A 12,232-nucleotide genomic window follows, 5' to 3' on the forward strand; every position below is an offset into this window, starting at 1 on the left:
GTGTGGGGCCAAACCCGCTTTGCACCAAGGGCAACCAAGCCCGAGGCTCTGATGGGGTACCCATTCGCGGATATTCATCGTGGGCCCGCAGCGAGTGCTGCCAACTGAGCCCGGATACATGGCTGCAACCTCGACCTGGTGCCAGAAAACTGAGACTGCTTGACAACAGGGAGTCGTCCATACATGGTGCATAGATAAGCGGGTTGAGAAAGGCCATATAGGTGGGAAGGCTTATCGATCAAACAGGACCGCATTCCATACGGCGGGCGCAGCGGCCTGCTTGAGGCCGAGCTTTGCGAGATCGAACTGCCCCTTGCGAATGCGATGCGTCGACTCGATTCCCTGAAAATCGTGGTCGCGGCGCTCCAGAATCGCTTGATCCAGGCATCACGTTCGTTCTGGACTTGATGTGGCGATGGTCTTGCTCGATCACATTGTTCAGATATTTTGAGGACCGCACCTTCGTGTCTTCAGGCAGCAGACCATCGGTTTTCATTTCGCGCACCGCGCGGTGCGAGGCGGCATAGCCGTCGAGCGTGATGGTCGGCGCGCGTTTGAAGACCGGCTCGCCCAGTGCGAGCTGTTGGAACTGGCATTGCACGAAGAGCGGCTCAACCATCACCCATTTCGTGGTAAGTGGGCGACTGGTAGATCAAACGTCGCTTACCTCTTCTTCGTTCGATCGTTGAGCGATCTGGCCGTCCAGCACTTCTATCCGGAACGGGCCACGGACTCCCATTGAAAATTCGGCCGCCGCGGCCAAGGCGCGTTCGAGTCTGACGTCTGGCCGCATCGGCATACCGGCGGTGGTATGAAGTGAGCCCAGCGCCGCCTGTTCGCCGCTACCACAGGCATCGAAGTTCACGGCGCATTCACCAACCTGATAATCGTCGCCAATCTGGAAGATGCGCCCCATGTACCCAACCAGAAAAGTGCCAGCCCATTCGCGTTCGCCGTCCTTGCGCGCGAACCCACCGCGGGTGAAGCACGCGCGTACCGCCTCAATGAACGTTGTGCACATGAAGGCGAACACATCGGTGCCCTCAGGGCGCGGCGCGACGGTCAGACTATGGCCCAGAAGCTGCCCCATCCTGAAGGATGTGGTGAAGCCGATCAGGAACGGTCCCACCCGATAAATCTTGGGGTCGGCGCGCACGGTGATGGACCCACCCCCCGCTCCTGCCGAATCCGCACCCATGTAAACCTTCTTGCCATCTGTCAGCGCCACAATGCAGGTCATGCTGCCTCCGTAGGTGTTGCCCGATAGAACGCGACGCGCACGCCCTCGCACGGCTCAGCCGTGGTCGAATCCATGCAAGTACGCCCATTGCCGCCCAGAACTGCCTCGCGGGTCTATGACGTCCCGCCGGCGGGCGTCCCCCCCCCCGTGACGCGCGCCTTCCTGAGCGTGTAGGGCGTGCGCAAAAACGCTGGTTGTGACTGCAGCACCGTGAGATCTGATTTCGTGTTCAATCCTCATTCAATCCACTCCTAATGACTCACGAGAAGCAAAGAGCAAAAGTCGAGCCAGCACCACCGGGGGCGCCACTTTGGCCGGTCGTTGACGTTTGTTTCGGCCGGTGGTGAGGAGTCGGAGGCGGCGTAGCCGCCGGAAAAGACGACCCACCGGCGGCGCCGCGTCGGTGGGGTAATAGGATGGCTGATCGATTCTTAAAGAAGAAGCGGTCAGCACATGTCTGGAACCCGCATCACCGACCAACAGGTTCGCCTCTACATAAACAAGCGCAAGCACCATCCGCAGGAACTCGCGGCCGCGACGGCAGGAATAAGCGTGCGCATCTACATGCGATCGACTCGACTGTTACCTGTCCGGCGTGCTGGTCCACAGCACCGCTCGGGGCTCACGTGCGCACGACAACCGGCACGTGCTCGATGACCGCCACTTCATTGACGCCCTGAAGCGCAAATCCCAGGCATTCAAGGGGCTCGCGTTTCGTGACGCACTGTTCCCGCGTTAGGCTTACCGCAGAACGTGGGAGCAACGCGATGCCCGCCTGTCACAACGCGACGCATGCAAGACGATGATCAGCCTGCTTGAGCTCGCGGGCCTGCACGGCGTGGGGTCGTACTGGCAGGGAAGCTTCATGCGAACGACAACTACGCCGTTGGGCCGCAGTCGAATTCAATGCCCGCGATGGTGCGAGTTTTGAGATGCGGAGCGGTACGCGTTCGGACAAATCGCAGCAGGTTGCGCGGTGGCCATTCAGTGAGCCTGTGCACGAGGTAGACGTACGGCTCAAGGTCGCTGGCGCTGCATACGAGCACGACTTAAGTCAACGGGGGCTGGCCATCTCCGTGTTCAGTGACGCATTTCCTCCAATCGGGCCGACGGTTGTAGGAAATGTTGGGTTGCGGACAAACGGTGGGCGCTTTTCAAGCGGGTGCTGCGCTCAAAGCCGATACCCGGCAGATCGTTACCGACCATTTGCGTAGCTACCCGGCGGCCAAAGCCGAAATCCAACGATGACTTTGCAGCTTGCGTTTGAGACTCTCAATGAAGTGTCGGTAATTCAGTGCGGGGCGGTTGTCGCCGCCACGCGAGCCTCGCGAGGTGATATGCACCAGCGCACCCGACAGATAGCAGTCGAGCCGGTCACCGTACACGCGCACCTTCAGGCGATGACCGATCAGGCGCGATGGTGCGCTGTAAAGAATGCCGCGTACCGTGAAGGTGCTGCAGCGTGTGACGCGGGCTTCTTCCTCGACGAAGTCTGTGGTGCGCCTTAACGGCAGATCCATGAGTTGTTCCCGCTCAAGGCGGAACGCGGCTGCGTTACACCGGTTGCGACGTATGACGACCTCGCGCAGAAATTCATCATAGGCAGCACGATCGACGAAGTCCCGGTGACCGCGCAACATCAACGCCTGGTCGATGGCTTCGTTCAGATTGCGATGCGATGACTCAACGCTACCGTTCTCGTGACCCAGGCCGCGATTGTTGAGGGTCCCGGTCACGCCATAGTGCTCGAGCAGCGCCGCATAGCGCACCGTGAAGTCGTCTTCGTCCGCGAGGTTTCTGAACGCCGCCGACAGATTGTCGGTCGATGCTCGCGCGGATATCCCCCAGCCTGCCATAGTGCGTTTTGCAGTCCCATGGACAGACATGCTTCGAAGCTCTCGCCACCTTCAACAACATTGCGTATTCCCAGCGCGAGAACGCGAGCACGAAGTGGTACAGCCGGTGTTCGAATGGCACGCCAGCGATCGTCACTCGCAGTTCAGCCATGTCGGTGAAGTCGGACAGGCCGCGTGCGCCGGGCTCATGCAACTGCGGGAAGAAGACTTCCTTGGGTGAGCCGGACGTCCGCCCGCCAGTGCCGCACGCGTCGCCCGAGTGTGCGGCGTGTGCTGTTGGGATACTCCCCGGGATGATCGTCCTGCAGCTTGGGCACGATCGTGACCGCCTGAAGTTGCGGCGCATTCGCCAGCATCGTAACGACTTCAGTATCCCAGACGTCGGCGAAGGGATCGGGACGGGAACGCCAGTAACGACGCGGTTTCTGTCATGCAGTACGGTGTCCCGTTCTATGCACCTGGCGCTGCGGACACTCATGCCGGCCTTGGCGGCGGCGATCTGCTGCGAGTGATGTTTGCGCTTGGACATGTAGAGGCGAACCTGTTGGTCGGTAATGCGGGTTCCAGACATGTAGCTGATCGCTTTCTTATTCGATCAGCCTGTTGGTGTTCTTAGAGCGCCTTATGTGGACGCCTCCCGGATAGCAAGCAGGGTTTGCACTTTTGTCTACAGGTCAAGGCAGCACGCTTATACATGGCCTCGTCCCATTTGCCAAATGATCTGGTCTACAGCGGGCAGGTGCTGGATTGCATATATACATTCGGCCTTTCGGTGGCACTCGTGTGCCCGGCCCCAATGGATTTCGCCCGGTGACTCCTTCTTATATCCACGGCCTCAAGAGCCCTAAGACTGCGCAGGTTTTGTCACCGACGGTCCGACCTGTTTGCCATTGAATCAGATCACTTGTGCAACCGATGAAGAGGTAAGCTACTGCTGCCGTGCGATCGGTACTCCGTTCACAGCGGCGGTGCGTATTCCTGACCGCATGCCAGCAGGACCCAGATAGTCCTGGCTATCTTGTTGGCAAGTGCGACAACGGCGATGTTTGTTCCCCGCCTCGACTGAACCTCGAGGATCCATCGGGAGAGTGCATCCGTATGCTTCATGGCCTGCTGGACAACCGATCTGGCGCCGTGTACCAGCAGCATTCGCAGATACCCGTTGCCGCGCTTCCTGATACCGAACAGGCGATCCTTGCCGCCCGACGAATGCTGACGTGGTGTCAGGCCAAGCCACGCTGCAAACTGTCTGCCGTTTGAGAATTCAGTGGCACTACCTGCCGCAGCAATGACAGCGGTTGCGATCAGCGGCCCGACACCGCGAATCTTCTCCAGTCGCTGGCTTGAAGGGGATGCCTTGTGCACTTGATGGATCAACTCGTCATACCGGGCGATCTGCTTGTCCAGCAGCACAAGCCGCTCATACATATCCCGCATCATTGACCGGCTCAACCCTGTCAGCTCGTTGCGTTCGTCATCAATAATTGTGGGCAGCTGCTGCCTTACTTTCAGCGCCGTTTGCGCAATGACCACCCCGTATTCGGCCAGCAGGCCTCGTATCTGGTTGATCTGCGCAATACGGTCGCGCATGAGCAGGCTGCGGATGCGATGCATGGACTGAATATCCTGCTGCTGGACGCTGTTGACCGCGACGTAGCGCATGGTCGGACGGGACGCCGCTTCGACGATCGCCTCCGCATCGTTGCGATCATTCTTCTGGGATTTGACGAACGGTTTGACGAATCGAGGCGCAATGATCTGCACATGATGCCCCATTGCTGAGAACCGCCGAGCCCAGTGATGCGCGCCACCACAAGCCTCCATTACGATGCGGCAGCAGGGCAGACAGACGACCGTCTCGAGGAGCTTGCTGCGGCTGACTCGCCGGCTCAACACCGGATGGCCGCGTTCGTCGACGCCGTACAGCTGGAAGATGTTTTTGGCGAGGTCAATGCTTAGCAAGGCGACATTCATGACAGCCTCCGTTCAGTTGCGGACCAGGGATCGCCCATACTGCCATGTCCTCTAGCGGAGATCGTTTGCATACATCCGCCGGAGGTGGGACGAGGCCATTCCACTATGTCCGGCCCGTTGATGCAGGTTGGTCGGCCTGCTGGCCCATATGGAATTCGCTGACGAGGGTCTCAGCTAACACTCGAACTCGAAGGGCATCGGCATTCGACGCTAAGTCTGAGCTCGTTCGAGAGGCGCCGCTCCAGCGACGCAATATCTTCGCTGATCGCCTGTACACGGGCCCACTGTTCACGCAAGCTAGGCCGAGCCATGCGGCAAATTCCCGGTCAGAGTGGAACGCTGTCGACGAGAATGGCTGGCAGACGCTCGGAGATTCTGGCGAATGCAGGCACGATCTCCTTCGTGAACGGCAGGTAGCCCGAGCCCACCGCCTCTCGGATCAAAGATATCCATAACAGGCGATCAGGGACGTTGGTCAGTCGTCCTCTTGTTCTCCCCAGGTCGCCTAGGCTTTTTTTCGAAGTACGAGCAGCGCCGCAGCTTCCGCCAGTGTCTTCTCTTTGCGCTGCAACTCCTTTTCCAGTTGCTTGATGCGCTGCTTGTCTTCTTTGGGCTGCTGACGTTGCTCGCGCGCCTGTTCGGCAGCATTCGCGTTGGCGGCCACACATGAGGCCCGCCACGCCGCGACTTGCTCGAGATACAGCCCTTTGCGCCGGCAATACTCGGCCAACTCCGCTGCGTTGAGCGGGGCAGTTTGCAATACAACGGCAAACTTGTCTTCCGAAGACCATCCTTCGGCGTTCTTCCCGTCGCCCGGCACGGCCATCCCTTTCCTTTCGCCTCGCGGCGCCACACGTACAACGTCTGTTCCGTGATTCGTGTTTCTCTCGCCAGCGCCGACACCGGCACATCTTCCGGCGGCATCATACGACGCACCACGACTTCTTTTCGTTACGCTGAGCAGGCTTTCCTTCATGCCGATCCTACCGCCCCCGGACCTCTCTAAGAATCAAACGACACGACAACTATTCTGACGCCGGGGGCCCACGCCGATCAAGGCCCGACAGAGCAACACCGATGCTGCTCAAGCTCGACACCCAAAGCGCATTGCCCAGTGCTTTTTGCACCAAGACTGTTGCATTCGCGACAATCAGTGTTTGCATTGTAAGTCCCGTCCGTTGTTGTTCGACAAAGGATTTCGATTCGATCGATACCATGGCTGTTGGCACGATTTTCTCTAGCTTCGTCTGCGATCATCTTCAACAGCTTATCAGCAGCCGAATTTAAAAGGAGAGAATCATGTTTCGATTTTAGAAATTCAGCCCCCCGATGAAGGGTCCTGAAAAATGGTTCGCAATTCGAAAAACTTGATATGGAAAGTCAATCGTGAGGCCGCCGCGCAGCCTGCGAGGTTTTAGCTCAAGCAGCGCGGCGGCCAATGGGAATCGTTTTCGGTTCTCTTGCGATGGCCCATGTCCTTGTCGAAACGCACTGATTTTTTGCCTGCGTGAATGGATCAACGTTCCGTTTATCACCGTGCCGCTTCGCTCGCAAACCAGCTTCCTCGAGCTGCTCAGCGGGTGCATGGTTTCGCCCGAAGGATGGGTGAGCCGCGCGATTTCGGCCATTGGGTGTACGTGCCACTGGACGGCGTATTGCAAGCTTCTGGAGCGTGGCACCTAGCATACGGGGCCACTCGCGCGAGCGCTGCTCAGACTGGTGCTTGCTGTCTTGCCCATCGGCAGGCTCACTATGGTCCTGGACGATACGCTGATCATGCGGTGCTCGAAGAAGGCACCGGGCGTCGGGTGGCGACGCGAGCACAGCGGCAAGACCAGCCGGGCCCAAACACGTCTGGGCGCAATGCATCGTGACTCTGGGTGTGAGGGTGCTGGGCAACGAGGGCATCGGCATGGTGTTGCCGATCCTCTCGCGACTGGTTCCGGAAACGGGCAACATCAACAAGCTCTGGATTGCGCTGGCGCTTGTGCGTGCAGTCTCGGGTGTGATCGAGCGGCCCATATGTGTGCTGTTCGACTCGTGGTTCATGCGCGCGCGTCTGGTCCTGCCATTGCTGCGTCGGAACATGCATGTCATCGGCCACGCGGGTATCGATACCGTGCTGTTTCGGCCGGCCGTTCGGTCCGGTGGGCCCCGGCCTGGACGGCCGCGCATCTATGGCAAGCGCCTGAGTGCCGAGGCCATCGAAGCGCTGTGCGCAACCGGATTGACGATGAAGCTCTATGGCAAGGAACAGCGCCTGCGTTCGACCGTCGCCGTGGCCCGCTTCCTGAAGGGTACGCCCGTGCGCGCTGTCTGGTGCCAGTTCTACAACGACAAGCGGCAGGAATGGACAAAGCGACGTCTGATACTGGCCTCCGAAGTGGATCTGGAGGCACAAACCATCGTTCAGCTTTACGCGCGCCGCTGGGGGCATAGAACCGCTGTTTCACAATCTCAGGCGTTGGTGGGGATTCAACAATCTCTGGCAGCAGACGCGCACCCTACTCGAACTCTGGATGCAGATTCGTTCGTGCGCATGGACTCTCACGCAGTCGCTCAGCCTGGCGATTGCCGAGGACTTCCCCATGCACGAAATTGCGCCGTTGAGAATCGGTCAGCCCGTCACCGCTGGCTTGGTCGCCCAATGGCTGCGTCGGGAATTTACCGGACTTGCCTCCCACACTCCCATGCAGCGGAAGTCTGGAAAACTCCAGAGGCCCGAAGCGCGTCACGCCCCTTGAGTTACCAGTCGATGCCGCTTCTGCGGCCTCGACTGCTCGCTTCATCGCAATCTCGGTCTCGTTCGCCGTCTGATCGCCAACGGACGGCGACAGCGTTCGAGTGTCTAAAGCTCAGTCTAATCAATAAGGTGTTTTATGGCTCGAAATCTAAAAAAACGATTGGTGATATGCGCGCTCGGGATCATCGCGGCGAGCGGAGTTAGAGCCGCACCTACCGAAGCCACCATGGTAGTGCCGGAGATCGCCTACACTCGAACGATGCTCCCCAACGGCCTCACCCTCGTGGTGCACGAGGACCACAAGGCCCCAGTGGTGGCGGTGAGCGTTTGGTATCACGTCGGCTCTGGCGACGAGCCCAAGGGCAAGAGCGGCTTGGCGCACCTGTTCGAGCACTTGATGTTCTCCGGCTCGGAGCACCATAAGGGCTCCTTTTTTGCTCCGTTCGAACTGGCCGGCGCGACCGGCATGAATGGCACCACTGGGTTTGATAGAACCAACTATTTCGAGACGGTGCCGACCACCGCGCTCGACATGGCTTTATGGATGGAGTCGGACCGCATGGGCCACCTGCTCGGTGCAATCGGCCAGAAAGAGCTCGATACGCAGCGCGGCGTGGTTCAAAACGAGAAGCGCCAAGGAGAGAACGCTCCCTACGGCCGCGTATACCAGAACATCCTGTCCAACATCTATCCGGCAAACCATCCATACCAGCATGACATCATCGGCTCCATGCAAGATCTAAACGGCGCCTCACTGGCTGACGTGAAGCAGTGGTTCCGCGATCGCTATGGTGCTGCCAACGCGGTGATCGTGCTGGCCGGCGATATCACACCCGCGCAAGCCAAGGAGAAAGTCGTCAAGTACTTCGGTGACATCCCGGCCGGTCCGCCGGTGCCGCGCCAGCAGCCGTGGATCACCCCGCTGGCGAAGTCCACGCGCGGCGTACAGCACGACCACGTGTCGCAGACACGCATCTACCGCACCTGGGTTGTGCCGCAGTTGGGCACGGATGACCTGATTTCGCTGCGCCTTGCCGCTACCGTGCTCGGTGGGGGCAGGACCTCGCGGCTCTACCAGCGCCTAGTCTATCAGGACAAGTTAGCCGACAATGTGTCCGCGGGCGTGTCACCGCTCGCTTTGACCGGTCAGTTCCAGATTAATGCTAACGTGCGCAAGGGCGTGGATGCGGCCAAGGTCGAGTCGGTCATCGCCGACGAACTGAATAAATTCCTCATCGAAGGCCCAACTCAGGATGAGCTGGATCGTGCCAAGGTCGTTTATCGCGCTTCTCTCGTGCGTCGCCTGGAGAAAGTCGGCGACAAGGCCCAGATGCTGGCCTCGGGGCAACTGTATCTCGGCGATCCAGGTGCCTACAAGAAGGACCAACAGCGCGTCGACGCCGCCACCGTTGGCAGTGTAAAAGCCTCGGCGGACAGGTGGCTCACCAAGGGAGACTACCTGCTCACCGTGCTGCCGGGCAGCAACGACTTTGACCCGCAGGCGGAGGACGCGAAGGTCGTGCCGCTGCCCGACGCGCAGGGTCGACCCGAGCCCAAACTGCCGGCTGCACAGCAATACGTCGTGAGCGAGAGCGAGGTCGACCGTGCCAAAGGCGTGCCGCAGGTCACTCACTTCCCCGAACTACGTTTTCCGAAGCTCGAGCGCGGCAAACTGAAGAACGGCATCGAGGTGGTGCTGGCGCAACACTACACTGTCCCAGTCACCCAGATCTACCTGCAGTTCGATGGCGGCTACGCCGCCGACGAAGGACGCAAGCTTGGTACCGCCAGCTTCGCCGCCTCCCTGATGGGCGAGAGCACCAAGTCGCTTGACGCGCTGGAGGTAGCCAAGCGCACGCAGCGCTTGGGCGCCATCATGGGTGTTAGCTGCGGGCTGGATACCTGTAGGGCGTTGCTTAACACACTCAATGACCAACTCAAGCCTTCGCTCGCGCTGTTCGCGGACATCGTGCGCAACCCGGCCTTCAAGGCCGACGACATCGAACGTGTGCGTGCTCAGCGACTAGCCCGCATCGCACAAGAAAAGGTCGACCCGGCGTCCCTCGCCGAGCGCATGTTGCCGCCTCTGCTGTACGGCCACGACCATGCTTACAGGATTCCGTTCACTGGCACCGGCTCCGAGGCGTCGATCAAATCACTTACGGCAGACGACCTAGAGGCGTTCCGGCGCGACTGGCTGCGGCCCGACAACGTGAAGATCCTGGTCGCCGGCGACACCACGCTGAAGGAGATCACTCCACAACTCGACGCCGTGTTCGGCGACTGGAGGGCGCCGTCCGCGCCGTTGCCGAAAAAGAACATCGCCAAGGTCGCCGACCAAACCAAGCCACGGGTGTTTCTGATCGATCGGCCCAAAGCGCCACAGTCACTGATCCTCGCCGGTCTGCTCGCGCCGTCGAGCAAGGCGATCAACGCCATAGACATCGATATCGCCAACCGCGCGTTCGGCGGCACCTTTACGTCGCGCCTGAACATGAACCTGCGCGAGGAAAAGCGCTGGAGCTACGGTGCCCGCAGCGGCCTTGTTGGCGCGCTGGGCCAGCGGCCGTTTCAGATGTACGCGTCCGTTCAGGCCGACAGGACTACCGAATCCGCGCTCGAGATGGAAAAGGAGGCGGTGGCCATCGTCGGTGCCAAGCCGCTGACAGCACAGGAAGTGGACAAGGTTAGGTCGTCCATATTGCGCGGTCTGCCGGGCAGTTTCGAGACCACCGGGTCGGTGATCGGCGCCGTCGACAATATCGTGAAGTACGGCCGTCCGGACGACTACGTACAGACGCTCGAGCAGCGCATCGAGGCGGTGAGTGTATCAAGCGCGCAGGCGGCGATCGACGAAATTGTCAAACCACGAGCACTGACCTGGGTGATCGTGGGCGATCTGAAAAAGATCGAGCAGCCGGTGCGCGAGCTCGGTCTAGGTAAGGTGCACGTGCTCGATGCCGAAGGCCGGCTCGTTCGTTAGAGGCTGGTTCGGAGTCTCTGCGATTTTGCCCCTGTCTTGAATTCACAATAAGAGTTCTGTTCAAAAAGACCCCCGAGGGGCTGGCGGCCTAGATTCGTGAATATCTGAAGGTTCAGATATTCACGATTGCCCACGCCGGCAAATTCGGCTAAGAGACCATGTAGACGACGGCGGCACCGCCGTGTTCAGGCGGGATCGCGGGCGCTGACTTGTGTGGCAATGGTTCGCATAATGTCCTGAACTTTTCCTACCGACCATGGTGGTCGGCAAGGAGAAGATCATGGTGCAGTCTGAACTGGTGCGCTGCAGGGAATGCCCGGCAACGCTTTTGCCATCATTTACGACCGCAGCTCAGTTCCTCAGCGAGTTGCACCGGCCGGAAGTATGGCTGGTTTGTCAAGGCTTCCTGGACGGAGCAACCTTTTGGCGGGATAGGCGCTCTTATGCGATTCTGATCCCCCGATTATCATTCTCCCCGGTCACGCCGGATTGCATCGGGGCGTCGTTGACCTTCCAGAAGATGTAGAGATACTTACGGTCTCCAGGGGAAGGATCGCCATACTGATTACCGGCGACAAACACGCGCGTGCCGTTTGCGTATTGCTGTCGAACCTGATCGGTGACGTCAATGGTGTTGTTCCAGACACCATAACCCGCATTGCTAATCACTGTACTCATAGTCGTTTCTCCAGAATGTCAAGTTTCACGACCGCCACTCCGATGGGAGTAATTCGGTCGGCTACCTTTGCGCGAAATCCATACCAACAAGTCAACACCAAACCTTGAAAGGCGCTTAAAGAACTTCAACGATGGAACCAACACACAAAGCAGACAATTTCGGCGATTTCTATCCGTATCGCAACAAAAGCGCTTTACGCCTGTTTAGGAAGGTCTGCAAAAGTCCTGGCATTGACGCCCCGTTCAGCTACCCTGGAAGCATCGCGAATTAGTTGAGGAGAAGAGTAATGTCGCAGTTGGGTCTTCACCTGGATCTGCAGCCATGTATCCGGGCTCAGTTGGCAGCACTCGCTGCGGGCCCACGATGAATATCCGCGAATGGGTACCCCATCAGAGCCTCGGGCTTGGTTGCCCTTGGTGCAAAGCGGGTTTGGCCCCACACGGCCCGACCGTTCTGCCATCGAATTGAAGTCTGCTCAAGCAACCTCTGGAAGTGAACGCTGTTTCACTGCTAATGGCGGGACCTGTCAATCCGTCACGCTGGATCGCGTAGGCACATGGTCCGCCTGAAAGGGCTGATTTCGTATCAGCATGGCCCACGCTGTCCGTGCATTCTTTGCCGCGAGCGCCACAGCAGCGATATTTTTGTGCCGGCGTCGACACAGTTTCATCACCCAGGAATCAGCCATTTCGGGTTTGCTGGCTGCCATACGAATAACCGCGCGGGCGCCGTGAATCAGAAGTGTTCGTAATGCCGT

Annotated in this window: 4 protein-coding genes and 6 pseudogenes; 3 read left to right on the forward strand and 7 right to left on the reverse strand. The window is 59.3% G+C overall.

Going from position 1 to position 12,232, the window contains the following annotated elements; all coding sequences use genetic code 11:
- Nucleotides 1-231: 231 nt before the first annotated feature.
- A pseudogene (locus VSR82_RS38660) lies at nt 232-544 on the reverse strand (DDE-type integrase/transposase/recombinase); the annotation flags it as partial.
- Nucleotides 545-652: 108 nt separating this feature from the next.
- The gene (locus VSR82_RS38665; protein WP_410853031.1) at nt 653-1,240 is read right to left on the reverse strand and encodes a hypothetical protein; all 588 of its coding nucleotides are present in this window, start codon (nt 1,238-1,240) and stop codon (nt 653-655) included.
- 568 nt (nt 1,241-1,808) lie between these two features.
- On the opposite strand from VSR82_RS38665, the pseudogene VSR82_RS38670 reads away from it, so the two are divergent.
- Nucleotides 1,809-2,081, forward strand: a pseudogene (locus VSR82_RS38670) (IS21 family transposase); the annotation flags it as partial.
- Between the two features lie 391 nt (nt 2,082-2,472).
- Here the strand turns inward: VSR82_RS38670 and istA are convergent.
- The 3 genes and pseudogenes from istA to VSR82_RS38685 form a co-directional block, all read right to left on the reverse strand.
- A pseudogene (gene istA, locus VSR82_RS38675) lies at nt 2,473-3,667 on the reverse strand (IS21 family transposase); the annotation flags it as partial.
- 386 nt (nt 3,668-4,053) lie between these two features.
- Nucleotides 4,054-5,070, reverse strand: a complete 1,017-nt coding sequence (locus VSR82_RS38680; RefSeq protein WP_429463725.1) for an IS110 family RNA-guided transposase — start codon at nt 5,068-5,070, stop codon at nt 4,054-4,056.
- Between the two features lie 416 nt (nt 5,071-5,486).
- Nucleotides 5,487-5,997: pseudogene (locus tag VSR82_RS38685) on the reverse strand (IS3 family transposase); the annotation flags it as partial.
- A 545-nt stretch (nt 5,998-6,542) separates the two neighbouring features.
- Between VSR82_RS38685 and VSR82_RS38690 the strand changes: the two are divergent.
- Nucleotides 6,543-7,814: pseudogene (locus VSR82_RS38690) on the forward strand (IS701 family transposase).
- A 225-nt stretch (nt 7,815-8,039) separates the two neighbouring features.
- Complete coding sequence (locus VSR82_RS38695; RefSeq protein ID WP_498858788.1) at nt 8,040-10,796, forward strand: M16 family metallopeptidase; 2,757 nt, start codon at nt 8,040-8,042, stop codon at nt 10,794-10,796.
- 441 nt (nt 10,797-11,237) lie between these two features.
- Here the strand turns inward: VSR82_RS38695 and VSR82_RS38700 are convergent, their stop codons facing one another.
- A complete protein-coding gene (locus VSR82_RS38700; RefSeq protein ID WP_410853137.1) occupies nt 11,238-11,474 on the reverse strand; it encodes a hypothetical protein in 237 nt (78 codons plus the stop codon).
- 527 nt (nt 11,475-12,001) lie between these two features.
- Nucleotides 12,002-12,232, reverse strand: a pseudogene (locus VSR82_RS38705) (IS110 family transposase); the annotation flags it as partial.

It is taken from the genome of Burkholderia sp. JPY481, from assembly GCF_038900515.1.
GTDB classification, from domain to species: Bacteria; Pseudomonadota; Gammaproteobacteria; order Burkholderiales; family Burkholderiaceae; genus Paraburkholderia; species Paraburkholderia youngii.